This window comes from Streptomyces yunnanensis (genome assembly GCF_029011865.1).
GTDB lineage: Bacteria > Actinomycetota > Actinomycetes > Streptomycetales > Streptomycetaceae > Streptomyces > Streptomyces yunnanensis.
The window spans coordinates 4,858,100-4,882,874 of the sequence record NZ_CP095749.1; the positions used below are offsets into that span (position 1 = coordinate 4,858,100).

The window sequence follows — 24,775 nt, forward strand, 5'->3', positions numbered from 1 at the left end:
GGGGCGCGCAGTACGCCATCTGCGCCCGTAGCTCGGGCGAGCGGGTCAGCCGGTCGTGGCTTTTGGGGCCAGGTCGGGGACCTGGAACTGGGCCGCCAACGCGGTGGTGAACAGGGTGGTCACATGCCCGTCGGAGAGCGTGTCCCACAGCTCGGCCCACTCCGCGGCGGTGCCGGCCGGGGCGGTGCACATGGCGGCCACCAGGGCTGGGGCGAAGGTGTCCGGGTCGAAGGCGGGCTCGTCGCCGTCCTTTTCCCGGGCTTGGGCCAGTTGCTCGGGCGTGGGCGGGTGCTCGGTGCGCAGCCGCTGGTAGACGCGGTGCGGGAGGGCCTGGAAGGTGAACGTCTGGCGGGCGGCCTCGGCCTGCTCGTACAGGCCGTCGATCTCGGCCTGGATGGCCGGGGCGTGGTCGGGAGCGTTGGACAGCTCGTCCGTGCGTCGGGCCCGTTCCAGCTCGCGCTCCAGGCGCTCGATGCGCTCGGCCAGTTCGCCGTCGAGGAGGAGTTCCACGCTTTGCGTCGGCCGGCGCACGGCCTTTCGGATTTCGGCGAGGGTGCGCGGGGCGGGGTTCGTCACGCGTTCTCCTTGTTCCGGGCGGGCGTCGTGTCGGTGACGACGGCGTCGAGCTGCGGGATGCCGCCCTGGGTGAGGGTGATGGTGCAGGCGTTGGCCTCGGCGCCGATGGTGTCCATGGCGCGGGACATGACCGTGCACTGGTAGACCTCGATGCGGTCGCCCTTGGCCGCGTCGGCGGGCTTGTCCGCACCGGCCCCCAGGCCGGTCCTGGTGTCCTGGGCGTTGCCCCAGCGGTTGACGACCAGGTAGCCGACCTCGTCCTCGATCAGGGTGTTCCAGGCGGTGTCCAGGGTCCTGTCGGAGTCGCGCCAGGCGTTGATCGTCACGGCGTCGCCGCCCATGGTGCCCGGGCCGGTCTTGTTGACGCGGGAGGAGGCGTCGGAGATGTCGATGGTCTCCACGCTGCGCGGGATATCCAGGCCGTCGCGCTTCACGCTGGTGGTGATCTCGGTCCCGGCCTTGATCTCGGCGACGGTGGGCGCGGCCGGGTCGGCGAGGGTGGGGACCCAGTAGATCCGGCCCAGGCCGGTAAAGCTCCTGCGAGCCACGGTTGCAACTTCCTTATGCAGTAGGGGTGATGGCGTAGCGGTAGACGTCCGCGCGGTAGTAGCCGCGCAATTCCGGGCGTGTGGGGTCGGAGGGGTTCTCCCGCGTGGTCGGGTTGCCGGTGACGTAGGCGGCCGGGGCGAGCCAGCCGTAACTGTCCGGCGGTGGGAAGGAGCCGAGGGCGACACGCCGGGCCTCCTCGGCGACCTGGTCGGCGGCGCGGCGGGTGGGGCCGCAGCTGGTGATCTGCACGTCCAGAGTGCGGTCCTGGTTGGGGTCCCAGGCCGTGCCGTCCGGGGCGTGCTCGGCCACGGGCCACACGACCGCGTAGCGGCCGGTCAGCTCCTTGCCGTCCTGCCGGGCCTCAGCGTCCCCGGTCGGCATCCCCGCCGCACGCAGCGCGTCTACGAGGCGATCGGTGACGTTCACGCGGGCCTCACCGGATGGCCTCGGTAACGGCGATCAGCATGCCGCGGGTGAAATCGGCCTCGTTCTCCACCAGGGCCGGCCCCATGTGCGGATGCGGGCCGCTGGTGGGCGTTCCGAATTCGATGAAGCGGCCGAGGCCCCACTGGGCCGCGCGGTTGTCCGGGCCGATCTTCGCCCAGACCGCGCCTGCTCCGCCGTGCAGGTCGTAGCCGATCGACCGCGGGTAGTGCGGCAGGTGTTTGAAGCCGGAGACGCGCTGCTTGGCGGAGTCCTTCACCTTGCGGGCCGTGATCTCGACGGCCTGCCGGGACTTGTATTGCAGGGCCAGGGCCGAGGCGATGAACGAGGCTGCGGTCTCCCGGGCGCCGATGACGGTGATGTTCACCGGGCAACCTCCTCGCAGGCCAGGCGACGGGCGGTGATCTGTGTGCCGCGGTCGATGGACTTCACACGCAGGCGACGGCCGGCCAAGGCCGGGTCATCGGACGTCAGGATCTGTACGGCGTCGCCGGTACGGACGCCCGCGACGGACAGCGGCACGGAGACGGTGTACGCCCAGGTCTCCACGATCACGGTGCCGCTCTTGTCGGTCGTAGCGGCCTGCCCGGCGGGTCGAAGGCGACAGCGGCCTTCGTAGACCGTCGTGGCCCGTTCGACGTCCCGGCCGTCGTCGGTGGTGTCGATGCCGGTACTGCGCTCGATCCGGCACCGGTCGGTCATCAGCTGCTGCGCTGCCGTGCGCCCCTGGGCGAGGAGCCGGTCCAAGGCGGAGGTCACAGGGTTTCCACCATCCAGACATTCCTCACACCCAAGTCGCGTTCGAGGGAGCGCAGTTCACCGGGGAGAAGGTCTCCGGCGGCGTCCAGCTGCTCGACGGCGTAGGTGACGGAGTAGTTGTCGATGGACTGCTGCCGAACTCCCCATTCCATGCCGGGGGAGGTATTGGCGAGCCGGTGGGCGACCTGGCAGGTCAGCTCGACGATTCCGGCCGGCACGGGGTCGTAGCCGCGGCTGTAGGCGACCTCCACCAGGAGCGCGCTGCCCAGCCCGGCCAGCCGCACGCCGTCCCAGCCCCAGCCCTCGACGTCGCGGGCGGTGCCGTCCGGGGCGATGTCCCGCACCCCGTGCACCGTGCGGACAGGCGGCGCGGGCAGCTGTACGGCCCCGTGCTCGACGGGCAGCCGTACCGCCACTTCGGCGACGGTGATCGTCTGTCCGGCGGCCCGCCGGATGCGCGCCGAAGCGCGCTCCAGCAGGGCGTGTGCGTCCTGCTCTGGGAGGTCGTAGCCGTATCGTGCGGCATCTGCCGGCGTCGCCAGGGCGGGATCGGCCACGGCAGCCTCCTTACGGCTGGCAGAACTACTTCGCGGTCTTGGTGGCCGGTGCCGAGGCGGTGTCGACGACCTTCACCGTGGCGGTGGCGATGCCCTCGGGGTGGAAGACCTTGGCGCCGTAGACGTTCAGGCCGCGCACCAGATCGGCGAAGCGGGCCTGGGAGCGCAGGGCTTCGGTCTCGATGATCTGCTGGGCCACGCTGATGGCGTCCGGGATGCCGGCCTGGATCACGCGCTCTCCGGCCTTGGGGGCGGGAGAGTTGTTGGACTTGAGGACGTCGAATCCGGCGGCGCGACCAACGATGCCGTTGCGCAGCCCCTGGTCGGTGCCGGCGGCGTCCACGCGCACGAACCGCTCATCTCGCAACAGGACACCGTGGAACTCCGGCGGCACGATCACGTACCGGCCGTCGGTGGGGCAGTCCGCGGTGTCCAGGGTGACGGACAGCTCGACGAGGGTGTCGTATGCCTGGCCCGGCTTGTCCTTGGCGATCTCCAGCGTGCCGAGCTGGTTCGCCGGCATCGCCTGGGCGTGCAGACCGGCGATGAACCGGTCCAGCTGGTCCTTCATCTTGAACGCGGCCCGCTGGGTGGCCGGGCCCTGGAAGTCGCCCGCGGCCTGGACCTTGTCCACGTCGTTGACGCGGAAGTTGAAGTAATCGCCCTGGTCGATCTTCAGGTCGAGCTGGTCGTCGGCCAGGTCCTCGACCTGGAGGTCGGTGTCCTTGTCGTACTTGCGCACGGTGGGGTCGGCGATGGTGCCCACGTGCACGGTGTCGCCCATCTTCCGGATCTCGCCCTCGTACTTGCGGTTCACCACGCTGGGCTGTGCGTAGACGAGGGCCCGGTCGAACGGCATCTGGACGGCTGCGGCCCACAGTTCGGGGACGAACTTGGTTATTGCCATGGGGGTGGGGTGGCCTCTCTCGGTTCGGGTGCCGGCCGGCTCAGCCGGTCAGGTTCTTGCAGCGGCCCTCGTTGAAGGCCGCCAGCCGCTCGGTCGGCGAGAGCTTCGCCAGTTCTTCGCGGGTCAGCTGCGGCTTGGGGCTCTGTCCGGCACGCGCGCCGCCGTCGCCTGTTCCTTCGAACCGCGGTGTCCGGCTCGTGGCGGTGCCGAGGTAGGGCTTGGCCTTGAGCAGTTCACCGATCGCCTCGGTGATCTCGTCGATGTCCACCGCGCCATCTGGGCCGACCTCGAACCGGTCCAGATCCATGAAGGTCAGCGCGTCGGTGGGATCGGTGAGCTGGCCCTTGGCTGCCGCTCGGATCTCGGCACGCAGGATGCGGGCGTTCGCCTTGGTTACTGCGGCCTGTTCCAGCTCACGCTGCCGGGCCGTCTCCTCGTCGGATCGCTGTGCTGCTTCCAAGGCGGCCTCGGCCGTGCGCCGTGCCTCCCGTTCGGCCTTGAACCGAGCCTTCATCGTGTCCAGTGCGCGCTTTCCGGCGTCGCCGAGCTGGTAGGAGCCAGCGGGGTCGGCTACGTCGCCATGGTCTTCCTGGTCGCGCTGGATGGAGTCCTGCGGCTGGGCCGTGGCCTGGTCGTCGTTGCTGTCCGGCATGGTCGTGGGCATAGCCATTGCGGCCCTTTCATGACGAAGGGGCCGGCATGGCGCAGACCCCGGCGAGGTGAGCTATCGGTGGTTCGAGAGGTCAGAAGAGGTAGCCGTGATGCTTGAGCATCCAGATCACTTCGTCGCGGCTATCGGCGATCTTGTAGATGGCTTCCGGCGTGAGTCGCGGGGTCTGTGGGCGCCAGCCGCGGCCGGTATGGCCGCGTGGCAGCTGTCCGCGCTCGATGGCGCGGGCCAGCTCGTTGCGGACGAACGCGGTCGAGCGGCGCCGTGTCCCCTCGCGGGTAGCCTCCACGCGATGACCGAAAGCGTCGGCGGTGTACAGGCCCCGGCGGGCGTTGACGACCTGGGTGATATCCGCACCGTCACGGATGGCCCGCGCGCCAGACACGGTGTACAGCCGGTCCTGTTCGGCGCGGGAGAGGCGGTCGAAGTGCTCCCGGGGATCCTCGACATAGGTCTGGGCACGCTGTTTCCACCGGTCCTTACGTCCCATGGGGACGTGGTAGCAGTGGCATCGCCGGTGCCGCTTGAATCCGCGGTTGAAGGCATAGACCCGACCGGCCAGGACCGCGCACCGCGCGCATGCCTTCGCCGAGGCCATCCGCACGTACCCGGCACAGGCCCGGTCGGAGGCGATCCGGGCGCCAGTGGCTGAGCGTCCGGCATCGGCGATCTCGCTGCTGGCGATCGTCAGCAGCTCGGTCAGCCCACGCTCGAACGCCGCCGGCTCCGGGGCCCCGCGCCCGATCAGTTCCTTCGTGGTGATCACGGGTCGGTACAGCAGAGACTCCAGCGGGCGGCCGTCGGCTGCGTATCCGGCGAATGCAGCGGGGTTCAGGCGCCCGGCCGGGTGAGGATCGACCTCCTGGGCGAGAAGACACGCGGAGACGTAGTCGTCCGCGTCCGCGGCGGCCTGCTCCTGCATCTGCGCGAATACGGCGATCAAGGCTGCTGCGTTCAGGCGCCAGTAAAGGTCGATGTCCGCGCGGGGCATCGCCCGCCACCACCGGGCCGCGAGACGGGCCGCGGTGGCGGCCAGGCGGGTCTGCCGGCGGTAGTACGCCGCCGCCAGTGTCTCCACCTGGGCACGCTCCCCGGGCCGGGTGTCCACCGGAGCCGGGGTCACTCCGCGGCCTCCGTCGGCTGATCGCCCGCGGGCCCGTCCTTGGGCAGCATCAGTGCGGCCACCGGATCCGCGGCGGCCTCACGCTCACGCATCGCCAGCAGGTCGACGACTTCGGTCGGGGAGAGCCCGTAGCGCAGGGCCAGCCACTCGAAGGGGAAGCCGATCTGCTTCAACTTCAGGAGTGAGTCGGAGAGTTGGGCCTGGTTGCGGGACTCGGCGTCGGCCCACAGCACGTGTCCGCCCACCACCGCTTCGGCCCGACCTGCCTCACCGCGGGCCAGGGCGATGAGCTGGAAGACCTCGCGCAGGGCCTGCCCGTACCAGAGCTGCTTTTCCTTGACCTTCTTGACCAGGCCGGTCTCCGCGGCGATCAGGGCGTCCCCGGAGAGGTTGGCCATGCGGCCGATCAAGTAGTGCTGCGGGGTGCGCGTCTGTGCGGCGATGTGCCCGACCGCGACCTCGATGACCTCGGTGTACGCCGACAGGTTCGCCGGCGGCCAGGAGTCGATCTTCGCGTTCGGATTGGACAGCCACAGCACGCGGTTGGTGGCGAACTTCTCCAGCGGAACCGGGCGTTCGCCGATCTTCTGGCCGTTCTTGTCCAGGATCGGGGTCTTGGGTACGTCGTTGCCGAGCACCACCCGAGCCGGGAAGCTGGAGAAGTCCGAGGCGGTGAACAGCTGGGACCACAACAGGTTGATCGCGTCCTGCATGGCGACCACGCCGGACACGTCCGAGATCGGGTCGTCGGCCAGCAGCGGCCGGTTGGGTAGCTCCACCATGGGAACCACGCCCATGGGATTGGGCTGGGGGTTCGGCTCCCCGGGCACCTCCCGGGGCATCCAGGCGTGCAGCAGGTCGTCGACCTCGCGCAGCGCGAGAGTCTTGCGGGTCTGGGTACTGACCTTCGGCCGTTCCAGCTTCCAGACCTCGTCGGGCAGGTAGAGAGTCGCGTACTCGCGGGAGCCGTCCTGCCAGGTCTTCAGCGCCGCCCGGCGCCGGCGGCGCGAGCCAGGTTCGTAGGCGACGATCGCCTGGCGGGCGTCCTCGAAGGTCACCTGCGGCAGCTCCGGGTCGGCCGGGTTGCCCCACACCAGGACGAAGGTCCGGGCTCCGTAGGCGGCACCGACGAAGCCGAGCTGGGAATCGGCGTCCAGGCCGTTGCGCTGCCACACCGACCACAGATCCGCGTCCGCCGAGGTCTCCCCGGCGGGCTTCACCCCGGTCATCGTCAGCCGCTCCACCGGGGAGTCGGCCACCGGCTGCACCCAGTTGTCGGCGAAGTCGCTGTACTGCTGCTCGAAGTACTTGCGGAACTCCGCCGAGGCGAACTTGAGCGGGTGTCTGCCGCGGTAGTAGTCGACGTGCTTCTGAATCTCCGGAGCCCGCGCGTTCAGCTCGTCGATGAGCCGATCGGCCAGGACCTGGGCCTGCCACAACTCCATGTGCCCGCGGCCTCCCCTTCAGTCGGTCCAGACGTAGTGATCGGATTCGCGGGCGGCGCCGGCCGCGATCGCATCGCCTGCTGCTTCGTGGGCGAGGATGGACGTGACAGCGGCGTCGATCTTCTGTGTGGGCGCGGCCTTCCGCAGCACGTACCGGTCGCTGGGCCGGGCGGCCTTGCGCGCGTTGGCGACGTGCGTCCCGGTGATCGGGCATCCGTCGTGGTGGAAGGGGCTGTCCTTCTTGGTCACGTCGGTCAGCAACCGCTCGGCCGCGGCGTGCATCTGCGCCACGCGCTGGGTGTACCAGCGGACGACGACCTTGTCGCCGAACCGGTCCGCCCACGCGTCAACCTCCGATTCCCAGTACGGCGGATCGCAGTACATGCGCACCACGCGGTAGCGGGTCATGAGGTGGTCGACAGCGGCGTCGACTTCCAGGCGCGGCACCTGCCCGCCGTGGTCGGCCGGGTTCCAGATGGTGGGTTGATCGTCCGGCCCGTAGGTGGGGGTGAACTGGTAGCCGTCCAGGGTCTCGGCCCGGATGGCGGTCCAGTCGTCCACGTCCGAACCGTCGAAACCGAGGACGACCGGGATACCCGCCTCCACGACACGGCGCTCGCAGCGGGCATCCCAGGTATCTCTGTTCAGCCAGGCCCCGGTCCCGGCCACCACGCGGTTACCGAAGAACCGTTCCGCCTGCGCCGGGTCGGTCTCCAGCAGCTCCGCGGCCTCGGCCTCGATGGCATCGAGGTCCACGTGCGTGGAGCCGGCGTACACGTACCGGTGGATCCGTCGCCGGTCCGCCTTGTTCGCATACGACCATGATCCCGGAGCCTTGCGGCGGAAGCGAAAGATGTCCTTGGCCTTCGACTCCGCCGTCCGCTGGGCAACGGAGTTCTCCGACGGGTCCCAGGCGTTGGTGGTCTCGATGGCCCGACCACCCATGCCGGCCAGCCCGCGGCGCTGGGTATCGGCGACACGCGTCATCTTGTTCTCTGCCGTCCACAAGCCGACCTCGTCCTGGAAACAGCACGTCACCGGGTTGCCCAGCCGCGACTGTGCCGAGGACGTGACGACATCGATGCGGCCCTCGCCCGGCAGGCGAATGAACTGTTCACCCACCCGCATCAGTTCGCCGAGCGGACCGTTCCGAATCATCGACTGCAAGGGCCGGAAGATGTTGTCCGTCTGGTCCTCCGAGAACGCCGTGATCTGGATCAGCGGCGTCGGCCAGGGCCGACCCATAGGATCGCCCCGCTCGTACTCGTAGAGCCAGCCGCAGCCGCATCCCCAGTCCCGGCAGTCGTAGACCTCACCGCCGCGGGACCATCCGGCGAACACCACCGGGCCGACGCCTTCGGCCGCGGCCAGGCCGGCCGTCCAGGGGCCCTTGCCGGTCTTCTGCGGCGCCACCACCTGGGAGCGCCGATTGCTGAACGACGTCGCCAACTGCCCGGTCTGCGCGCCAGGCCGAATCCGGTAGTGATTGACCGTGCACCACAGCTGCCAGTCGTAGAGCGTGAACGGCTCGCCCTTACGGAAGCCGTCCGGTACGACGCAGTGCTGCTCGATCCACTCCGGTACAACCCACAGCGCCGGGAAGTCGACGACGTACTCATCCGTCGCCATCCGCGACGACCTTCAACCGGGACCGTGCCGAGGAGCGTGCCGTCGGCCGGGGCGCGGAAGGTGCCTGGTCTGCCGCCGCTTCGATCCGCCAGCGGTTAGCGCGCATCCCCGGAACGGTCAGGCCGAGGGAGTCGGCCAACTGCCGCACCAGCGTGGACAGGTTCACCCGAGAATCGGGCTGCTCAGCCTCGGTGAACCGGCGCGCGTACATCGCCACCTCCAGCTCCAGGCCCAGCCGCTCCCACATCACTGCCTGCGGACGCGTCCAGAGCACGTCCCACAGCTGCCGCTCGCGTCCGGTCGGCTCGGTGAGCGGCCACTCGGGCGCCGGGCTTGGCCGCCCGGCGGCAGGGAGTACCGTCCACTGGTCTCCGTCCCGGTCCCGCCGTAGTGCCGCCGGGTCCGGTGCCGGCCCAGAACGCGCACGCGCACCTCCGCTCGCCATGCCACCTCCCGGTGATCGTGACGCTCGGTGACAGCCAGAACGTTTTGAACCTGACGGACTGGCGCGCGCCCTCCCCGGCGGTCCCTCAGGCTGGGGCCCAGGGGGTCACCCCCGGGGGAATTCGATTACGGACCGTCTCGGTCGACAGCCGCCGAAGGGGAAGCGCGCTACGGCCGAGCGTTCGTGGTCACGTGGCGCCGCGCCACGTGTCGTCTCAGTTGTTCGTCGCGTTCCAGCCGCCTGGCTGCGCTGCTGCTGTGTGCTTGGCATGGCACGAGGCACACAGGCCGCGGCCGTGGCTCGGGTCGTTCGGATCGCGGCCTTGTGCCAGCAGCTCACGGCGCGACAGCGGCCAATGGTCGGCGTGGATGGAGGGCTTGGCGCCGCACAGGACGCAGGTCGGGTCGCGGGCGAGGACCGGACGGCGGAACCGCGTCTCGTGCTCGCGGCCGTAGCCGCGTTGGCGTGCGCTGCCGCGCCGCTGCTCGGCGTCCTGCCGGCAGGACGGACAGCGGCCACCGGGAGTGGGGACGGGGCAGCCGGGCGTGGGGCAGATGGCCATGGCCCTACGGGGCATCGCGTAGCCCTCCCTCGCTTCGGCCCGCCGACCGGCGCGCTTGATGTCGATAGGCGGATCACCGGTGGCCCGCCTGCTTCGTGGTCCGTACAGGCGCTGGCCGACATCACCTGAGCTGCGCGGCGCGGCAACGGCGCGGCGAGCGGGCAATGGCACCCGTCCCCGGCGGACACCAGGTCATGGGCCGGGGGTGCCGGCCGTACCGGGGGCATTCCACAAACGCCCCCGGCTGCCTGACTCAGGACTTCTTGCAACCGTCCAGGCTGTACGTGTACCCGCGCTTGGCAGCGGCCTTCTGGTACCGCTCACGGAAGTCGCTCAACGTCGGCCCCTTGCCGGTGGCGCGCATCATGAGCTTGAGGTCCGCCAGGGTGTCGTTGCCGTCGAGCTTCGCCTGGAACATGTCCTGGTCCTGCTTGGCGCTGTCCTTGGCGCGCGTCAGGTAGTTGATCGCGTGAGATTCCATGCTCTCGGTACTGACTTTCTCGTCCCCGACGATCTTCCGGATGTCCAGCTCTGCGTCACCGAAGGCGGCTTGCTCTCGTATCGCCTTCTGTACGCCTTCGCCCAGGCGGTCGTCCGAGTCAGTCAGGAGCACCGCGTCGTAGGGCTGGTCCGGGGGCCCGTAGACCTTGCAGTCAGCGGCGACGAGGGCTTCATGAATGCGCTGGGCCGCAGGCTTGGTCGGAGGCGTCGGTTTGGCCTCCGACCTGGAGCTGCTACCGCACGCGGTGAGCGCGAATCCGGTAGCGACGGTGGTGACTAAGGCGGCGATGGCGCGGCGCATCCTGCTTCCCTGCTGTGGTCTCCGACTCGGAACGAAGCACGGTAGGCGAGGGGCAGTTGCGGCGCCAGGGCCGTAGGTCCTTGATCATCAGGCGTAGGCAGCGAGGGTCAACCGTTCACGCGCGGTCTCCGCGTACCGCTCCGACAGCTCCACACCGACGAAAGAACGGCCTTCGGTCAGTGCTGCCACACCGGTGGACCCAGAGCCGGCGAACGGGTCCAGGATGGTCCCGTCCGGCACGCAGATCTTCACCAGCTCCCGCATCAGCTCGTCGGGCTTCTGCGTGATGTGGAAGCGCTTGGAACCGCGCGGCTGGGACGCGCTGTAGAGGCCGGGAAGGTAGACCGGGTTACGCGCTGCGTCGACGGGGCCCTTGGTGGCCCATAGTGCGTACTCGCAGGCCCGCTTGAATCCGCCCTTGCTGGGGCGGGCGATGGGCTTGTGCCAGGGAACGATCCCTCGCCAGGTCCAGCCGGCCGACTGCAATGCGTCCGAGTTGACGGGTAGCTGGCGCCAGTCGGTAAACAGGAGTAGTGGCGCGCTGGTCCGGCTGATGCGGTAGCACTGGCCGAGGACGAGACTCATCCAGGCGAAGTATCCGCGCTGGTCGCGAGTGTCGCCGTCGAAGTCTGCGAGCTGGTGCTGGGCGTCGGTGCTGACGTACTTGCCGCGTGTGGACTGGCTGGTTCGCTGGGCGGAGGTGAGCCCGCCCGAGCAATAGGGCGGGTCCGTGATCACTGCGTCGGCCGATCCGGTGGGCAAGGTGTGCAGAACGGTCAGTGCGTCGCCGCGGTGGAGCTTCCAGCTCGGGGAGGTCATCCAGTCCTTTCGGACTCCTGTCGTGCCGCTTGCCGCGTGTGCAGGTAGTCGCGTATCTCGTGGAGGTCGACGAGGGCGCGCCCTCGTCGGTCATGGCCGTGATGTTCGACGTGTCCCCGCTTGATCCATGACCGGACCGTGGTGGGGGCAACGTGGAAGTAGAGGGCGGCGGCTGCGGTGTCGGTGATGGTCTGGGGCACCGTGCTGTCTCCTCCGCCCTGGTAATGGGGACGGCCCCGCGTCGGGGGGGGAGGACGCGGGGCCGTGAAGCGCGCACCTGCCGCGTGGGCATACGGGTGGCGCTGTTGCTGAGTGTTGCACGAAAGTCAGCGAGGACCGGGAGGTGTCATTCCGGGGATGTCGCCTGGACGAGGGCAGCGAGATCGAGGGGATCCCATACGGCACCGCACCAACCACAGGTGATGGCAGCAGAGCCCGGGACGTAGCGCAGCGGCGCGCCGCAGGGCTCGCTGTCGTCGAGAGCGGTGGGGCAGGTGCCGATGCGCCGGGGGCGGGCGGCGGGGTCGAGGAGTCCGGTGGCGGTTCGGTGCAGGTCAGTGACCTCGTTCATGAAGTCGGCGATGGCGGGATGGTGCTCGGCGGCCCAAGGGAGATTGGCCCGCAGAGCACTGGCGGCCTCGGCCATGGGGTCGGTGCGGTAGGACGGTGGGGCCCATCCGAGGTGGTCGTGCCAGTCGACCAGCCAGCTGTCGAGCGTGGCGGTGGTCTTGGTGATGTGGTCCAGGACGTGCAGGTTGATCGGCGCCGGGGATTCGGTACGTACCGTCACGCGGAGGCCGTGCGCCCGGGCCGTGGGGACCAGGAAGCCGTGCAGTTCCCTGGTCAGGCTGGGGAGTTCGCCGAGGAGAGACGCGACGCGCCGTTCACATGGGCGGCAGACGAGGCGACTCTGTTCGTCAGACCAAAGGTCGCGAGGACAGACGACACAGGCCGGACGGTCGTAGGCCGTCGGCCGAGTCACGCCGCGCCCTGCTTTCGCTCGGCCGCTCGCCGCCGTGCTGCCGCGCCACAGGCGGCGCAGGGACGTTCGCCGCGGCGGTAGTGGGCGCGGGCCCCGGCTTCGGTGCCGCACTCGGTCGTGCTCTGGCCGGTTCCCGGGCCGGCGCTGTGGTTACGGGGTTTGTAGCCGTTCTGCCGCTCGGTGCGACCGCCCCAGACACCCCATTCCCGATGGGTACGCGCCCAGTCGGCGCAGGCGGCGCGCCGGTCCTCGTCGCAGCCGCCGCACAGGAGCTGGGCGGCGGCGACGCGGTCGAGTCTCTCCTTGTGGGATTCGCGGTGGTCCGGGGCGAAGTACACGTCGGGACAGGTGGTACAAGGCAGGGGCGTCTCCTCGGTGCGCGGGACGAAAGGCGGCGGCTTGATGGCCAGGGGGTGCACGGGGTCTCCTCCTCCGACGTGCGAAAGTCCGGGCGTCAGAACGGGGGGCGCTGCGCGAGCGGCTGTGTGCCGGTTTGCAGGCCGCTCGGCCTGCCCCACGGCTCGTTGCTCGTCGCCGTGCCGGTTCCGTCAGCCGCGGCGCCTTGTCGGCTGGTTCCGGGACGGAGGGGGCGGGCGACTTCGATCACGTCGACCTGGTAGCCGGTGCGCTTGACGCCGTCCTTCTCGTAGTCGTCCTGCTTGAGGCGACCGGTGATGGTGACCGTGTCGCCTTTGGTGAGCTGTTCGGCAGTGAGTTCGGCGCGCTGCTGCCAGATGGTGCACCGCAGCCAGGTCGTGCCGACCTGTTCCCATTCGCCGCGGTCGTTCTTGCGGTTGTCGTTGCAGGCGAGGGTGAAGGTGGCAACGGGGGTGCCGTTCGGGGTGCAGCGGAGTTCGGGGTCGGCGGCCAGGTTGCCGGTGGCGGTGATCGTGGGCAGGGCCATTACGAGATCTCCTGGAGGTAGGCGCGGGGCGGGGCGGCATCGATGCGGGCAGAGTGGTAAGTGGCTCGGCGCGCTCCGCTGGGGCGGGTGCATGCGCGGCCAATCTCGGCGCCGCAGGTGGCACAGGGGACACTGCGCGGGCCGGTGCCGCGCGTAGGGCGGGGGAGTGCACGGCCAACACCAGCCAGGAGTTCCCGAACGGGGCGACGGGTGCCGGTCACGGCAGCGCGATGGCGTTGTTGGCGCACCGCAGCCAGGTAGGCGGGGACGTCGTCGGGATCGGCATCGGGGATCTCCGGCGGGAGGCCCGGCCCTTGGATGTGAGCGGCCTGGTCCTCGCGGGTGTGCGTGGCCAGGCGGAGCATGTCGGCGGGCATCATGCGGTCGCGTGTGGTGCCGTAGTGGGTGACGACGGCCTGCTTGGCGTCCGCGGCGTCCAGGTGGCCGACGATCAGATGCCAGGCGCGGACGTCGCCTTCGCCGAGGGTGCGGTTGTCGTAGAAGGCTGCGAAGCCGAGAACTTCGGCGAGTTCGGCCGGGGTCATGGCAGAGCCTCCAGGAGCAGGTCGGTGTCGGTCTCTTGGGCACGGAGCCGGGCAGCAAGGGCGAGACCCTGGGCAGCGCGCTGTTCACCCGTGGACAGCACCGGCGGCGCTGTTGTGCCACCGGCTGTCGGGTGCAGCGGCGCGTCGGCGGGCACCGCGGGCAGGCCGGCCCAGACCTTGATCAGGTAGCGGATGGTGCGGGGTGGGTTGTTCGGATTCCAGGTGCGCACGGCGTGCTGGACCAGGTGCTCGACCGGGACACGGTCCAGGAGTTGGCGCAGGGCTTGGCGGTCCTGGCTGTCAGTCCCCCAGGCGACATGAACACCGGCATGGGCGAGTCGGTCGGCGAGCTGGTGGGCGAAGTCGGGGACGCCGGCCGCGGGCGCGGTCCGTGGGGGGAGTTGGGGGGATTGTTCTCTCCCTTCAGGGAGAGAACACGGGTCGGGATGGGACGGGTCTACGCGCACGCCCGCGAGGCGTCCGGTGTGACGCCCGCCGTTGGCCTGCGGTTCTTTGCCGGAATCGGGGTGCGGTTCAGGGCCCGGATGGGGCGCGGTTCGGGTGCGATTGGGCGCCGAATCGTCCTCGTTCCGCGGACGGGGCGCGTCCCGGTTTCGCTCGTTCCGCTTGCGCCGTGCGTCTTTGTCCCGGGCCTGCCGGACCTGGGCACGGCTTGGGTTGGCGTCCAGAAAGTCGTGCACGACGTAGTCGCCGGGGTCCGGCTGGGCGCAGGCGCCGCAGACGTGACCGTGTTCATGAAGAAGCCCGACGGCCGTCAGTTTGCGCAGCTGGGGACCGGTGCCGTAGTCGCGCGCCACAGCGCCGACGACGATGCCGTTGGTCATGTGCTGCCCGGCGTAGGACAGCAGGCGCGCGAACAGCCCGACCGCCGCGTTCCCCGCCTTACGGATCTTGGGATGGGAGTGGAAGCCGTCGTCGAGCTTCGCCCACATGGCGTGCTGGCTCCTTCCAGGGCAAGGGAGTGTGGTCGGTCGGGATGTTGCGAGTCGGCCTTCACGCGGCCAGGGGGTGAAGGTGCAGCACCAGCTGGGTGCCGCACACGACGTCACCCAGGCGCATGTCGGGGCCGATCACGCGCGTGTGGTCGTCGTCCGTGAGGACGCCGGCGTCGACGAGGCCGTCGACCGCGGCCTTGACCGACGGATACCAGTTCGCCGGGTCCCGGCGCCGTCGGTCGTGAGGATGCAAAACGGCGATGATGCGCACGGGGCCGCAGCCGTCGAGGGCGGGCAGACCGGCGGCGGCCTCCTTGGCCGCGTTGCGCAGCGCTTTGACGATCCGGGCCCGGCGGTAGTGGTGCACCCGGTGATTGGAGTTCAACAGCGTCATGCCGGGCGGAAGTTCCACGGTGTGTGTCGCCTTCACCATGTCGGCGCCCCCTTCTCCTGGCCGGGTCCGGTCAGCCGGTAGACGGCGATGCGGTGCCCGTGAGTAGCCGGGGAGGTGCTCGGGACCGTGCGGCCGGTGTTGATGATCCTGCGAGAGGCGGCCAGACCACGGATCGCTGCGCCCAACAAGCCGTGCGGGATGCCGTCGGGGAGGACTTCACGGAAATCGTTCGCGGAGAACTCCGCGCCACCGAGGGCGTGATCGAGCACGATGGCCTGGACGAGAGCTAGCTGTCCGGTGTCGGAGGCTCCCCGGATGCGCTCCAGTAGAGCGTTCGCCCTCCGCTCGGCGCGGGCCTCGGCCAGCACGGTGGCGGTCACTGTCCGCCCCCCTGCTCCTGGCCGCCGTCGCCGACCAGCTCGGCGTCGACGTACTCCTCGGCGGCTGCCGGGTGAGTGCCGGCCTGGCGCACGGCGCGGACCTGGGCGGTGATGTACTCGGCGCTCGTCGGCACGTACTTGGCGAGTCGGTGCACCGCGGTCTTGGACCACATGGCGGCCTCGTGCTGCCGCCACGGCGAGGAGGGGCTGTCGGCTCCCTGGCTGGTCTTCTTCGCACGCTCGATGTCCTGCGCGTTCAGGACCACGACCTTGCTGGTCGCGCCGCCTTTCATCACGGCGTAGGCGTACACGAGCCGGAGCGGTCCCCGGTCGCCGGCCCACTCCACCTCGTGGAACGGGTAGGACATCGGCCCGTCCCACCGCGGCGGAGTCTCGCGATCCACCAGGCCCGGGGTCCAGACGAACACGTCGTCCTCGCGGACGGTCTCGACGATCACCGACGAGACCGCGCCGGCCCGGTACATCAACTCGATCTCGCCCTGCCAGCCGACGATGCCCTGCACCCGGCCCTTGAACGGCACGAGGTGGTACGCCTCGGTGCCGGGTTCGAGGCCGAGACGGGCGGCATCCAGCAGGACGGACATGAACTGGCCCGGGTCGTTCGCGGCGGCCTGGGCCAGCTTCTCGTCCCGGCGGAGGATGCCCTGGGCGAGCCGGACGAAGGTGGCGGGCTTGATGTGGGAGGGCAGAACCGCAGCGAAGTCCGCGGTGTACTGGCTGACCAGCGCGGCCGGGTCGCCGGCGCGGCGGGCCACGGCGGCCCGTATCGGGGAAGTCATGCGGTAGCCGCCTTCACGTAGCTGGGGTGAGGAATGAGAGAGCGGGTGGTGCCGTCCTCGCGGACAGTGCGAGTGGCGACCAGGCGCCCGCTGGCCTGGCACTTCTTCGCTGGCCCCATGGCGGCCAGAACGGCCGAGGACGCCTCGCGCTTGGCCTCCTCGGCACGGCGGTAGTCCAGCAGCGCAGCGCGGTACGCCTCGGCGACCGCCGGGGAGATGTCCGCGACGACTTCCTCGACGCCGCCCGGCAGCCGCTGCGCCGTGCGGTAGGTGGCCGCATGGCCGTCCAAGGGCGGCGGGGTGCCGGACTCGATGCCGGCCAGGAACGCGGCGGCCTGCTCCCGAAGGAACACAGCCTCGTCCTCGTCGTACCGGACGAGGTACTCGCGATAGTCCTGCCCGCCGATCAGTACCGCGATGTGCGCGGCCTCCAGGCCGAGCGTGTCCAGCTGCCACAGCACCTGGCACCGGTAGTAGACGGGCACCTCATCGGTCCCCGGCTCGCCGAAGCCTTCGCCGTAGCGCGACGTCTTGATCTCCAGCACGGAGGGATGGCCGCCGGGCGCCGGGGTGAGGAGGCGGTCGGGCGTCGCCCGCTGCCACGGCCGCACTCCGTTCTCCCAGGTGCCAGTCGCATGGACAACGAGGTCGGAGTGGGCATCGGCGAAGGCTTCCGCGATCACCGGCTCCAACCGGCTGCCCCAGGACATCGCCGTGTTCGGCGCCGAATCGGCCCGGACCGTGCCGGCCTTGTGGTGCCACAAGGAGAACGGCGACATCCACGGAGACAGCCCGACGATCGCGGCTACATCGGTGGCCGTCACCACCCGTCCCGACCGGGCCTCCTCCCATTCACGGCTTCCCGGCTCGAAAGCTCCCAGCAGCCGGGCGGCCGAGATCCCAGGCGCCGTCATCGGGGCACCCCCACAACCGCGCGCCGAGTAGCGGCGCGCGCCTGGTTGAGCGGGTCCAACTCCGGGTTGGATCGCGAATCGGCCGCCTCGCAGGCGTCGAGGAACGCATCAAGCGCAGCGCGGCGGTACACGACGTGCCCCTCCATGCGGAAGGACTTCGGGCCGCGGCGACGATGCCGCCAGGTGCGCAGCGTCGGTATCGCGACGCCGAGGTAGGCGGCGGCCTGCTTGGTGTTCATGACCACGGCTTCCGAGGCACCGGCCTGCGGCTGCGAAGTCGAGGGGACAGCGAGCGACATGCATATCTCCTGGTCACCCAATAGATGGCGATCTTGGACAGGCATGAAGTTAGCCAACGAAAGACAACGAAGCAAGCAAACGATGGACATTCGTTGGCTATTCGTGGCAGGCTGCGTTTCAGCGCGTTTCCATGCGTTGCAGACGAAACGGAGGGAGAAGTAGCGTTGCCCAGTCACGTAGGCCAACGAATAGGCAAGGATCTTGAACGAGCCATCAGGCTGGAAGCGGCTAGCGGTCGCGATCCGGCGGGAGAGGGAACGTCAGGGCCTGAGCCAGGCCGAATTGGCGGATCGAGCGGGCGTATCCGTGGGAAGCGTGAAGAACGCCGAATCCGGGACCGCCCCCAAGCGACGAAAGCCGTACACCCTTACGCACATCGAGGCCGCCCTCGGCTGGCCTCCGGGCAGAGTGGACGACATCGTCGAGGGAAGGGACTCCGTACCCCTGCGCCCGATAGCGGAAGCGGCACACGCCGGCAAAGCGCTCCGGGCGCTCGCAGGGGCCATGGAATTCAGCCGCGTATGTGGAGAGTTGGGCGCACCCCAGGAAGCCGTGGCCGATTTCGAAGCCGCCGCGGAAGCGCTGCTGGCCTGCGTCTTCTCCACGCGAAAGGCGAACGACCGCCTTACTCAGGAGCACTTCGAAGCCGTAGCCCACTCCCCCGGCGGTGAAGGGGGCCCCGCGTCAGACCGGGCGATCGTCGACGAAGTCGTCCGCTCCTTCGACGAGGAGCAGACCAAGGGGTAGCAAACTATTACCCAAAGTTTCGACTTGCGCACAATGGATGAATCCCGACAAGATCAACATCCGTCTTGCAAGAGTTGAAACGGGGACGCATGCCTTCCCATGCCTTCGACGACGCGCGCGCTACGTCGCGCCGCGAGACCGTGCCCGCCCAGCGGCGCCCCATCCTGGCTCGTGCTCCCTACTCCCCGTGGGAGGCCGCCGAGGAAATGGGCCTGCACATCCGGTACGCGCCGCTGCGCGATTCCTGGGCGTGGTGGGTGCCCTCCCGCTGCCTGATCATCGTCGCCGACCAGCTGACTCACGTGGAAGAGCGCTGCGCGCTGGCCCACGAGATCGAGCACGCCCGCAGCAACGACGACGAATGTAGCCACAGCACCGCCCTCGGCCGCCTGTGCGCCCGACGCCAGGAGATCCGCGCCGATGAGGGCGCGGCCCGCAAACTCATCCCCGTTGTAGATCTCGAAGCCGTCCTGCGTTGGGCCACCTCCCCCGAGGAAGCTGCCCAGGAATTGAACGTCACCGAGCACATGCTCCGCGTGCGGCTTCGCATACGCCGAAGAGAACTGGAATGCCTGGATACATTGAGGATCGCTGGCTGACCAAGAGAAAGGACCCCAAGACCGGCAAGCGCAAGAGAACTGCCCGCTACGGCAAGGGCAAGCGCTACAGAGTCGGTGGCATACCCGGAGTGCGTGACCGGTCTTTCAACACGCACGACGACGCCAAGACCTGGCTCACCGACTCCCAGACGGACAGTAGCCGGGGAACCTTCACCGACCCCCGCGACGGCTCGATCACGATGGACGAGTACGTCGACGAGTACTGGCTGCCGGGGCGCGGCGGTGCGGCCGGCAGCCGCAAGTTCACCGACGCCCGGCTCAACTACATACGGGACGCGTTCGGCGCCGTGCCGCTCAACGCGATCACTTCCGCCGGGATCCGCAAGTTCATCGCGTACCTGACGGACACCAAGCAGGCCGCTCTCGCCAGCAGCTACGGGCACACCATCTGCTCGCTCCTGGCCAACATCCTCGACATCGCGGTCGAGGACAAACGCATCCCGTCCAACCCTGCCCGCTCCAGCTCGGTGGTCTTCCCCTCGAAAAAGACCAAGGAGAAGCGGGAAGCGTGGTCGGACGCCGTCGTCCACCGAGTACGCGAGTGCATCGACGGCCGGCACAGGATCGCCGTAATCATCGGCGTCGGGTGCGGCCTACGCCAGGGGGAGGTCTTCGGGCTTTCCGTCGAGGACTTCGACTTCGACAACCTGGTCGTGCACGTGCGTCGCCAGGTGCGCATCGACAACGGGGCGAAGCGTTACTTCAAGCTGCCGAAGGGCGAGAAGACCCGCGTGGCGAAGATGCCGCGATCGGTGGCCCAGGAAGTGCGGGCGTACATGCGGGAGTACCCGCCGACCGAGGTGGAGCTGCCCTGGGGCGCCGAGGACGCCACGGAGACGCAGAAACACCGTCTGCTGCTGACCACCGCGGCGGGCAAGGCGATCAACTACAAGGACTGGAACAGCTACGTCTGGAAGCCCGCGCTCGTGGCCGCGGACGTGATCCCCACGCCGCCGCCCGGGACCATACGGCGGCGGTTCCCTCACTCCCGCAAGTACGGCTTCCACGCGCTGCGGCACACCTTCGCCTCCAAGGTGCTGCACGCGGGCGAGTCGATCGTCACGCTGGCCGCTTGGCTCGGCCACGACTCCCCGACGATCACGCTGGAGTACTACGCCCACTTCATCCCGGATACGGGCACGAAGGGCATGGCCGCCATCGACGCCCTGCTCGGCATACCGGGCCGGCGCGCTCCCCTGGTGCTGATACTCCCCACAGACTCCCCAGCGCCCATCTGGAAGCCGCCAACGGACACGAAACCGCAGGTGAAGCGCCTACATGGAACGGCCGGCAGGGTATCCCCCCTCGTCACCCTGCCGGCCGGCGGTTCCCGTGAGTCCGGTCCGGACGTCTCACAGACCGATGTTTCACGTGAAACGAACCGCTTCAACAAGGCTAGTTGACTGAGCGTCAGTGTCCAATCACGCTAGCGACACAGCCCTATCGACAAATTTATAGTTGGCCCGCGACCAGGCTTCCGAGGGGCGCAGGAGGTACGCGATGGATCTGGCACTGCTGCGTACCTTCGTGACGGTCCACCGGGCCGGCTCGTTCACCCGGGCCGCCGCGCTGCTCGGACTCTCCCAGCCCGCGGTGACCAGCCAAATACGCACGCTGGAACGCCGGTTGGGCCGCCCCCTCTTCGTCCGCTGCGCCCGTGGCGTCACCGCCACCACCTTCGGCGACGAACTCGCCCACAAGGCCGCGCCGCACCTCGACGCCCTCACCGAGATCACCGAGGCCGGGCTGGACCAGGACTCCCCCACCCGCACGCTCCACCTCGGCGGCCCACCGGAGTTCACCGCCGAGCGCGCGTTACCCGCCCTGAGCCCGCTCATCACCCAGGGCCTGTCCATACGCACCGCCTTCGGCGACACCGACGAGCTGCTGAACGGCCTGGCCGCCGGCCACCACGACCTGACGGTCACCACCACCCGGCCGCGCGGCGGGCTGCTCACCGCCACCCCGCTGTGCGACGAGGAACACGTGCTGGTCGCCGCGCCCCACTGGGCGGCCCGGCTGGGCGACCCCGACGTCCTGCAGGCCCGCGGCGTCCGCGCACTGGACCCGGTCCCGCTGGTCGAGGTCCACGAGAGCCTGCCGCTGATCGCCCGCTACTGGGCCGCCGTCTTCGACGCCAAGCCCACCGCCTCCGCCGCGGTCGTCGCCGGCGACCTGAGGGCGGTGCTGTCCTGCGTCACGGCGGGCGCGGGACTGGCCGTCCTGCCCCGCTATCTGTGCACCGAGGCGCTTGCCAGCGGCGCGGTGGTCGCCCTCCTCGACCCGCCGGTGCCCCCGCTGCGCACCTACTTCCTGGCCGTACGGACCGGGACGCTGGGGCTACCGCACATCGCGCGGGCGCACGAGTGGCTGCTGCGCACCGCGGCGCACTGGTGACGTAAGCGCTGGGACAGGGGTTTCACCAGGCCGTGACTGCGGCATCTGTCCCCTATGACCGTACGGCCAGTCGTCAAACGCACCGCCCGCGCGATTCTGCTCGACGGAGCGGATCTCGTACTGATCAAGCGCACCAAGCCGGGTCGAGCCCCGTACTGGATCACTCCGGGCGGCGGCGTGGAGCCCGGGGACGCCACGGTCATCGAGGCCCTCCACCGTGAACTGGACGAGGAGCTGGGCGCCAAGGTCACCGATGTGGTGCCGGTCTTCGTCGACACCGTCGAGCACATCACCGACGGCGGCGTGGACGGCGTCAAGGTGCAGCACTTCTTCGCCTGCCGGCTGGACTCGATGGATCCGTCCCGCCGGCACGGCCCCGAGGTCGAGGAGCCGTGCGGCGAGTACGAGATCGTGCGGGTGCCCTTCACCCGGGTCGGGATCGCCTCGGTCGAGGTCGTCCCGCTGTCCCTGCGGCACTACCTGGACGGCAACATCGAGGGCGTGCGCGCGATGCACGCCCCCGATCTGGGCTAGGGCCCGCCCCCGGCAGCGCTCCGGGTCAGCCGTCGCGCCGGTCGAACCAGCCGCGGAACTCCGGGGCGTCCTCGGCGGGGCGGCGCGGCTGGGCGCGCGCCAGCACCTGCTCGACCCGGTCGAGGAACTCCCCGTTCAGCTCCGCGGCCAGGCCGTCCCGCAGGGGGCTCCGCGGGCCGGGCAGGGCCACCGGTTCGGCCCCGTACCCGTGCTCCGGCGCGTCCTCGTGCAGCCCGCCGCGCAGATGCTCGTTGGCGCGCTGCGGACGCCGGAACAGCGGTCGCTGCGCCACTTCGGCGGCGGCCCCGAAGAAGTCTCCGCCCTTGCGCCTGACGTCGTCGGTGCCCCAGGCCCGGGCGCCGCGCTCCTTCGCCGGGACCTTCTGCAGATGCGGAATGTGCTTGGCGCAGTGGATGTACGCCTCCTCGACCTCGACCGCCACCCACAGCTGCGCCCGCCGCCCGGGCACCGGGTCCACCGGCAGGCCCGGGTAGCAGGCCCGCATCTCCTCGTCGAGCACGACCCGGGCCCGACCGTTGACGTGCAGCCCGATCCGGTCGCGGGAGAAGTCGATCATGAGGATGGCCAGTCGCGGGTTCTCCGAGATGTTGCCGATGGAGGCCATGACGCCGTTGCCTCGGTACTCCGGGTACGCCAGCAGCCGGTCGTCCAGCACCCGCACGAATCCGGGCGGCCCGGCACGGAAGGTGGAGTCGCACTCGCCGTGCCGATCCGCCGTGGCCAGGAAGAACATCTCCTGGCGGGCGACGAACTCCTGCATCCGCACGTTGAGGTGGTCCAGGACCTGGTCCGCGTAGAAGCGGTCGGCACGCGCGGTCGTCCCGAGTCTCTGCTGTACCAGGTGCTCACCATCGCTCCCGGGCCGCTCCACCGGCAGGCGAAGACCCCGTCCCTCCTTCGCCCGGCCGTGTTCCCCGTCAACTGCCAAGACCTCAGTCTCCCGTCGATACCAGCTCTTCGATGGAGTCGTGCCGTATCCGCTCGGCCCGGACACCGACCCCCACCAGTGCCTCCACACCGCTGCGGATCAGTCCCGGCGGACCCGACAGGTACGCGTCGTATTCCCGGTACGGGCCGTACTTCCGGACCGCGTCGGGGAGTTGGCCGGTGACCGTGGCGGGGCCGCCCCGGGTGCCCGGCCCGATGGCGACGACCGGGCGGACGGTCAGCCAGGGGTGGGTCTGCTCCAGCCGCAGCATGGTGTCGATGTCGTAGAGCTCGTGGTCGCTGCGCGCGCCGTAGAAGACGTCCACCGGGCGCCGGGAACCGTGGCCCGCGATGTCCTCGATCAGTGCCTTGATGGGCGCGATGCCGGTGCCGCCGCCGACGCACAGCAGGCCGTTGCCGGTGGAGTGGTCGACGGTCATCGAGCCGGCCGGCCCACCGAGCCGCAGGACGTCGCCGGGCCGGGCGCGGTGCACCAGCGCGTTGGAGACCCAGCCGGCCGGCACCGCCTTCACATGGAACGAGAGCAGGCCGTCGGAGCGCGGCGCCGAGGCGAAGGAGTAGTGCCGCCAGACCCGCGGCCACCAGGGGGTTTCCAGGCTGGTGTACTGCCCGGCGAGGAACGGGTACGGCTGGTCCGGGCGGACCGTCACCACCGCGGTGTCGGGGGTGCGCAGCTCGTGCGCGACGACCTCGGCCTGCCACCAGGCCGGGGCGACGGCCTCGTTCTCGGCCGCCGCGTCGATCATGATCTGGGAGATCGCGGTGTACGCGCGCACCCACGCGTCCTCGGTCTCCTGGCTCCAGCTGGCCGTGGCATAACGGGACAGCGCGCTCAACAGGCACATACCGACCGCCGGGTAGTGGTCGGGCTGGGTGCCGTACTTGCGGTGCCCGCGGCCGAGTTGCGAGAGGTACTGGGTGAGCACCTCGGCGTTGTCGACGTGCTGGGCGGCGGTGAGCAGCGCCTTGAAGAGCCGGTCGCGCTGGGCGTCCATCGAGGCGGGGAACAGCGCCCGCAGATCGGGGTGCTGGACGAACAGCAGCGCGTAGAAGTACGAGGTGACCTTGTCGGCCACGGGCTCGATCTCGGCCATGGTGCGGCGGATGAGGACCGCGTCGGGAGAGGCCCCCTCGTCGGACGAGCCGGTGGCCTGCAACGTGGCCAGGGAGGGTTCCGCGGCGGGTGGTGCCGGAGGTGTGGATGGCGCGGGGGAGGCCGCGGGGGCGGACGAAGCAGCGGGGGCCGGAGAGCCCTCAGGGGCCGAGGGTGCGGGAGGCGCGGGAGGAGCAGGGGACCCGGAAGGAGCTGTGGGGGCAGACGGGGCCGGCGGGGCTACTGGGGCCGCAGGAGCCGCCTGGGCCGGAGGAGCCGGAGGAGCCACAGGAGCAGAGGCAGCGTAGCCGGCCGTCGAGGTGCGCGGGTCGACGAAGCCGAAGGCGTCGAACGGGGTCCGCGCGGCGGGCTCGTGGACCGGTTCCGGCTCGACCGCGGGGCGCGGGGCGGCGGGCTCGGGCCGCTCGACGGGAGCGGCGGTGGCGGCGGGGCCGGGCTGCTGTCCCGTATCCCACCCCGGCTGCGGACCCTGTCGCGGCACCCGCTGCGGCTCCGGCTCGGTCTCCCGCTCGGCGGCGGTGCCCACCGGCCGTATCGGGTTGACGGGACGGCTGGGTATCCGCTCCCTTTCGGCGTGTTCGCCCGGCTCGTCACGGTCACCCCGTGATGCTTGCCGCCCATCCTGGTTGTTGTTCCGGGCCTGTTGATCTCCGGAAGATTTTTTCGCCGGCGGAGTGAACCAACCCCAATCGCCACTGCTGCCGCCAGAAGAGCCGCTATCGGCCGACGTGGTGGTCGGAGCGTCCATGGTCTGCCTCGCCTCGAACGTCTTTCGGTTGTCTTCGCCGTTCCACTGACCGGAACTGCCCGCAATTCCCCCGTCCTGCCCGGAATTCTTAATCGACTCAAGCGATTCCGGCAACATCCCTTAAAGCGGACACGTCTCACTTCCTTGCGACAAGTGGTGCAGATGGCATCCCGTCAGCATGCCA

Annotated in this window: 33 protein-coding genes; 5 read left to right on the forward strand and 28 right to left on the reverse strand. The window is 69.9% G+C overall.

The window, feature by feature from the left end:
* Window positions 1-45 precede the first annotated feature (45 nt).
* The 26 genes from MOV08_RS21030 to MOV08_RS21155 all read right to left on the reverse strand — a co-directional run bounded on the left by MOV08_RS21030 (window position 46) and on the right by MOV08_RS21155 (window position 17,461).
* The gene (locus MOV08_RS21030) at window positions 46-576 is read right to left on the reverse strand and encodes a hypothetical protein (protein WP_275308514.1); all 531 of its coding nucleotides are present in this window, start codon (window positions 574-576) and stop codon (window positions 46-48) included.
* Window positions 573-1,124: a phage tail tube protein gene (locus MOV08_RS21035; RefSeq protein WP_275308515.1), complete on the reverse strand. Its 552-nt coding sequence runs from the start codon at window positions 1,122-1,124 to the stop codon at window positions 573-575. Before MOV08_RS21035 ends, MOV08_RS21030 begins: the two co-directional genes overlap by 4 nt.
* 13 nt (window positions 1,125-1,137) lie before the next feature.
* On the reverse strand, window positions 1,138-1,551 hold the full coding sequence (locus MOV08_RS21040; RefSeq protein WP_275308516.1) for a hypothetical protein: 414 nt from the start codon (window positions 1,549-1,551) through the stop codon (window positions 1,138-1,140).
* Between the two features lie 7 nt (window positions 1,552-1,558).
* Window positions 1,559-1,936, reverse strand: coding sequence for an HK97-gp10 family putative phage morphogenesis protein (locus tag MOV08_RS21045; protein WP_275308517.1), 378 nt, complete (start codon window positions 1,934-1,936; stop codon window positions 1,559-1,561).
* Window positions 1,933-2,328, reverse strand: a complete 396-nt coding sequence (locus MOV08_RS21050; RefSeq protein ID WP_275308518.1) for a DUF6093 family protein — start codon at window positions 2,326-2,328, stop codon at window positions 1,933-1,935. The genes MOV08_RS21045 and MOV08_RS21050 overlap by 4 nt, the downstream gene beginning before the upstream one ends.
* Window positions 2,325-2,885, reverse strand: coding sequence for a hypothetical protein (locus tag MOV08_RS21055; protein ID WP_275308519.1), 561 nt, complete (start codon window positions 2,883-2,885; stop codon window positions 2,325-2,327). Before MOV08_RS21055 ends, MOV08_RS21050 begins: the two co-directional genes overlap by 4 nt.
* A 25-nt stretch (window positions 2,886-2,910) precedes the next feature.
* Window positions 2,911-3,792 (reverse strand): P22 coat protein - protein 5 domain protein, encoded by an 882-nt coding sequence (locus tag MOV08_RS21060; RefSeq protein ID WP_275308520.1) that lies wholly within the window; start codon window positions 3,790-3,792, stop codon window positions 2,911-2,913.
* A 40-nt stretch (window positions 3,793-3,832) separates the two neighbouring features.
* Window positions 3,833-4,444 (reverse strand): hypothetical protein, encoded by a 612-nt coding sequence (locus MOV08_RS21065; protein ID WP_275308521.1) that lies wholly within the window; start codon window positions 4,442-4,444, stop codon window positions 3,833-3,835.
* Between the two features lie 91 nt (window positions 4,445-4,535).
* On the reverse strand, window positions 4,536-5,540 hold the full coding sequence (locus tag MOV08_RS21070) for a VG15 protein (RefSeq protein ID WP_275308522.1): 1,005 nt from the start codon (window positions 5,538-5,540) through the stop codon (window positions 4,536-4,538).
* 41 nt (window positions 5,541-5,581) lie between these two features.
* Window positions 5,582-7,030, reverse strand: a complete 1,449-nt coding sequence (locus MOV08_RS21075) for a phage portal protein (RefSeq protein ID WP_275308523.1) — start codon at window positions 7,028-7,030, stop codon at window positions 5,582-5,584.
* Window positions 7,031-7,048: 18 nt separating this feature from the next.
* Complete coding sequence (locus MOV08_RS21080; protein ID WP_275308524.1) at window positions 7,049-8,659, reverse strand: hypothetical protein; 1,611 nt, start codon at window positions 8,657-8,659, stop codon at window positions 7,049-7,051.
* Complete coding sequence (locus tag MOV08_RS21085) at window positions 8,646-9,104, reverse strand: hypothetical protein (RefSeq protein WP_275308525.1); 459 nt, start codon at window positions 9,102-9,104, stop codon at window positions 8,646-8,648. The genes MOV08_RS21080 and MOV08_RS21085 overlap by 14 nt, the downstream gene beginning before the upstream one ends.
* A gap of 214 nt (window positions 9,105-9,318) precedes the next feature.
* Window positions 9,319-9,681, reverse strand: coding sequence for a holin (locus MOV08_RS21090; RefSeq protein WP_275308526.1), 363 nt, complete (start codon window positions 9,679-9,681; stop codon window positions 9,319-9,321).
* Between the two features lie 238 nt (window positions 9,682-9,919).
* Window positions 9,920-10,468 carry a hypothetical protein gene (locus tag MOV08_RS21095; RefSeq protein ID WP_275308527.1) on the reverse strand — a complete coding sequence of 183 codons (549 nt, stop codon included), beginning with the start codon at window positions 10,466-10,468 and terminating at the stop codon, window positions 9,920-9,922.
* Between the two features lie 87 nt (window positions 10,469-10,555).
* Complete coding sequence (locus MOV08_RS21100; RefSeq protein WP_275308528.1) at window positions 10,556-11,287, reverse strand: DNA-methyltransferase; 732 nt, start codon at window positions 11,285-11,287, stop codon at window positions 10,556-10,558.
* Window positions 11,284-11,487, reverse strand: coding sequence for a helix-turn-helix domain-containing protein (locus MOV08_RS21105; RefSeq protein WP_275308529.1), 204 nt, complete (start codon window positions 11,485-11,487; stop codon window positions 11,284-11,286). The genes MOV08_RS21100 and MOV08_RS21105 overlap by 4 nt, the downstream gene beginning before the upstream one ends.
* Window positions 11,488-11,633: 146 nt before the next feature.
* Window positions 11,634-12,077 (reverse strand): hypothetical protein, encoded by a 444-nt coding sequence (locus tag MOV08_RS21110; protein ID WP_275308530.1) that lies wholly within the window; start codon window positions 12,075-12,077, stop codon window positions 11,634-11,636.
* 188 nt (window positions 12,078-12,265) lie between these two features.
* Window positions 12,266-12,688, reverse strand: coding sequence for a WhiB family transcriptional regulator (locus tag MOV08_RS21115; RefSeq protein ID WP_275308531.1), 423 nt, complete (start codon window positions 12,686-12,688; stop codon window positions 12,266-12,268).
* A 35-nt stretch (window positions 12,689-12,723) separates the two neighbouring features.
* Window positions 12,724-13,173 (reverse strand): single-stranded DNA-binding protein, encoded by a 450-nt coding sequence (locus MOV08_RS21120; protein WP_275308532.1) that lies wholly within the window; start codon window positions 13,171-13,173, stop codon window positions 12,724-12,726.
* Complete coding sequence (locus tag MOV08_RS21125) at window positions 13,173-13,718, reverse strand: zinc finger domain-containing protein (RefSeq protein ID WP_275308533.1); 546 nt, start codon at window positions 13,716-13,718, stop codon at window positions 13,173-13,175. The genes MOV08_RS21120 and MOV08_RS21125 overlap by 1 nt, the downstream gene beginning before the upstream one ends.
* Entirely contained in the window at window positions 13,715-14,671 is a 957-nt protein-coding gene (locus tag MOV08_RS21130) for a mucin-2 (RefSeq protein ID WP_275308534.1), read from the reverse strand. The genes MOV08_RS21125 and MOV08_RS21130 overlap by 4 nt, the downstream gene beginning before the upstream one ends.
* A gap of 61 nt (window positions 14,672-14,732) precedes the next feature.
* Window positions 14,733-15,107 (reverse strand): RusA family crossover junction endodeoxyribonuclease, encoded by a 375-nt coding sequence (locus tag MOV08_RS21135; protein ID WP_275308535.1) that lies wholly within the window; start codon window positions 15,105-15,107, stop codon window positions 14,733-14,735.
* Window positions 15,101-15,448, reverse strand: a complete 348-nt coding sequence (locus MOV08_RS21140; RefSeq protein ID WP_275308536.1) for a hypothetical protein — start codon at window positions 15,446-15,448, stop codon at window positions 15,101-15,103. The genes MOV08_RS21135 and MOV08_RS21140 overlap by 7 nt, the downstream gene beginning before the upstream one ends.
* Complete coding sequence (locus tag MOV08_RS21145) at window positions 15,445-16,248, reverse strand: recombinase RecT (protein WP_275308537.1); 804 nt, start codon at window positions 16,246-16,248, stop codon at window positions 15,445-15,447. The genes MOV08_RS21140 and MOV08_RS21145 overlap by 4 nt, the downstream gene beginning before the upstream one ends.
* Window positions 16,245-17,162, reverse strand: a complete 918-nt coding sequence (locus MOV08_RS21150) for a YqaJ viral recombinase family nuclease (RefSeq protein ID WP_275308538.1) — start codon at window positions 17,160-17,162, stop codon at window positions 16,245-16,247. Before MOV08_RS21150 ends, MOV08_RS21145 begins: the two co-directional genes overlap by 4 nt.
* On the reverse strand, window positions 17,159-17,461 hold the full coding sequence (locus MOV08_RS21155) for a helix-turn-helix domain-containing protein (protein ID WP_275308539.1): 303 nt from the start codon (window positions 17,459-17,461) through the stop codon (window positions 17,159-17,161). The genes MOV08_RS21150 and MOV08_RS21155 overlap by 4 nt, the downstream gene beginning before the upstream one ends.
* A gap of 202 nt (window positions 17,462-17,663) precedes the next feature.
* On the opposite strand from MOV08_RS21155, the gene MOV08_RS21160 reads away from it, so the two are divergent.
* From MOV08_RS21160 to MOV08_RS21180, 5 genes are all read left to right on the forward strand, one after another.
* Complete coding sequence (locus MOV08_RS21160; RefSeq protein ID WP_275308540.1) at window positions 17,664-18,209, forward strand: helix-turn-helix domain-containing protein; 546 nt, start codon at window positions 17,664-17,666, stop codon at window positions 18,207-18,209.
* A gap of 89 nt (window positions 18,210-18,298) precedes the next feature.
* The gene (locus tag MOV08_RS21165; RefSeq protein WP_275308541.1) at window positions 18,299-18,808 is read left to right on the forward strand and encodes an ImmA/IrrE family metallo-endopeptidase; all 510 of its coding nucleotides are present in this window, start codon (window positions 18,299-18,301) and stop codon (window positions 18,806-18,808) included.
* The gene (locus tag MOV08_RS21170) at window positions 18,778-20,232 is read left to right on the forward strand and encodes a tyrosine-type recombinase/integrase (protein ID WP_275308542.1); all 1,455 of its coding nucleotides are present in this window, start codon (window positions 18,778-18,780) and stop codon (window positions 20,230-20,232) included. Before MOV08_RS21165 ends, MOV08_RS21170 begins: the two co-directional genes overlap by 31 nt.
* Window positions 20,233-20,329: 97 nt before the next feature.
* The gene (locus tag MOV08_RS21175) at window positions 20,330-21,226 is read left to right on the forward strand and encodes a LysR family transcriptional regulator (RefSeq protein WP_275308543.1); all 897 of its coding nucleotides are present in this window, start codon (window positions 20,330-20,332) and stop codon (window positions 21,224-21,226) included.
* A 54-nt stretch (window positions 21,227-21,280) separates the two neighbouring features.
* The gene (locus MOV08_RS21180; RefSeq protein ID WP_039634641.1) at window positions 21,281-21,760 is read left to right on the forward strand and encodes an NUDIX domain-containing protein; all 480 of its coding nucleotides are present in this window, start codon (window positions 21,281-21,283) and stop codon (window positions 21,758-21,760) included.
* 25 nt (window positions 21,761-21,785) lie between these two features.
* On the opposite strand, the gene MOV08_RS21185 is transcribed toward MOV08_RS21180, so the two are convergent.
* Window positions 21,786-22,658: a pyridoxamine 5'-phosphate oxidase family protein gene (locus MOV08_RS21185; protein WP_275311843.1), complete on the reverse strand. Its 873-nt coding sequence runs from the start codon at window positions 22,656-22,658 to the stop codon at window positions 21,786-21,788.
* Window positions 22,659-22,713: 55 nt separating this feature from the next.
* A complete protein-coding gene (locus tag MOV08_RS21190) occupies window positions 22,714-24,591 on the reverse strand; it encodes a globin domain-containing protein (protein WP_275308544.1) in 1,878 nt (625 codons plus the stop codon).
* Between the last annotated feature and the right edge of the window lie 184 nt (window positions 24,592-24,775).

What these genes read in the sequence shown, in the direction of transcription:
- MOV08_RS21090 (WP_275308526.1), bottom strand. Translation starts at nt 9,681, where the DNA reads ATGCCCCGTAGGGCCATGGCCATCTGCCCCACGCCCGGCTGCCCCGTC.
- MOV08_RS21130 (WP_275308534.1), bottom strand. Translation starts at nt 14,671, where the DNA reads ATGTGGGCGAAGCTCGACGACGGCTTCCACTCCCATCCCAAGATCCGT.
- MOV08_RS21145 (WP_275308537.1), bottom strand. Translation starts at nt 16,248, where the DNA reads ATGACTTCCCCGATACGGGCCGCCGTGGCCCGCCGCGCCGGCGACCCG.
- MOV08_RS21060 (WP_275308520.1), bottom strand. Translation starts at nt 3,792, where the DNA reads ATGGCAATAACCAAGTTCGTCCCCGAACTGTGGGCCGCAGCCGTCCAG.
- MOV08_RS21080 (WP_275308524.1), bottom strand. Translation starts at nt 8,659, where the DNA reads ATGGCGACGGATGAGTACGTCGTCGACTTCCCGGCGCTGTGGGTTGTA.
- MOV08_RS21180 (WP_039634641.1), top strand. Translation starts at nt 21,281, where the DNA reads ATGACCGTACGGCCAGTCGTCAAACGCACCGCCCGCGCGATTCTGCTC.
- MOV08_RS21135 (WP_275308535.1), bottom strand. Translation starts at nt 15,107, where the DNA reads ATGGTGAAGGCGACACACACCGTGGAACTTCCGCCCGGCATGACGCTG.
- MOV08_RS21175 (WP_275308543.1), top strand. Translation starts at nt 20,330, where the DNA reads ATGGATCTGGCACTGCTGCGTACCTTCGTGACGGTCCACCGGGCCGGC.
- MOV08_RS21190 (WP_275308544.1), bottom strand. Translation starts at nt 24,591, where the DNA reads ATGGACGCTCCGACCACCACGTCGGCCGATAGCGGCTCTTCTGGCGGC.
- MOV08_RS21155 (WP_275308539.1), bottom strand. Translation starts at nt 17,461, where the DNA reads ATGTCGCTCGCTGTCCCCTCGACTTCGCAGCCGCAGGCCGGTGCCTCG.
- MOV08_RS21085 (WP_275308525.1), bottom strand. Translation starts at nt 9,104, where the DNA reads ATGGCGAGCGGAGGTGCGCGTGCGCGTTCTGGGCCGGCACCGGACCCG.
- MOV08_RS21170 (WP_275308542.1), top strand. Translation starts at nt 18,778, where the DNA reads ATGCCTGGATACATTGAGGATCGCTGGCTGACCAAGAGAAAGGACCCC.
- MOV08_RS21120 (WP_275308532.1), bottom strand. Translation starts at nt 13,173, where the DNA reads ATGGCCCTGCCCACGATCACCGCCACCGGCAACCTGGCCGCCGACCCC.
- MOV08_RS21165 (WP_275308541.1), top strand. Translation starts at nt 18,299, where the DNA reads ATGCCTTCCCATGCCTTCGACGACGCGCGCGCTACGTCGCGCCGCGAG.
- MOV08_RS21125 (WP_275308533.1), bottom strand. Translation starts at nt 13,718, where the DNA reads ATGACCCCGGCCGAACTCGCCGAAGTTCTCGGCTTCGCAGCCTTCTAC.
- MOV08_RS21150 (WP_275308538.1), bottom strand. Translation starts at nt 17,162, where the DNA reads ATGACGGCGCCTGGGATCTCGGCCGCCCGGCTGCTGGGAGCTTTCGAG.
- MOV08_RS21100 (WP_275308528.1), bottom strand. Translation starts at nt 11,287, where the DNA reads ATGACCTCCCCGAGCTGGAAGCTCCACCGCGGCGACGCACTGACCGTT.
- MOV08_RS21075 (WP_275308523.1), bottom strand. Translation starts at nt 7,030, where the DNA reads ATGGAGTTGTGGCAGGCCCAGGTCCTGGCCGATCGGCTCATCGACGAG.
- MOV08_RS21065 (WP_275308521.1), bottom strand. Translation starts at nt 4,444, where the DNA reads ATGCCGGACAGCAACGACGACCAGGCCACGGCCCAGCCGCAGGACTCC.
- MOV08_RS21095 (WP_275308527.1), bottom strand. Translation starts at nt 10,468, where the DNA reads ATGCGCCGCGCCATCGCCGCCTTAGTCACCACCGTCGCTACCGGATTC.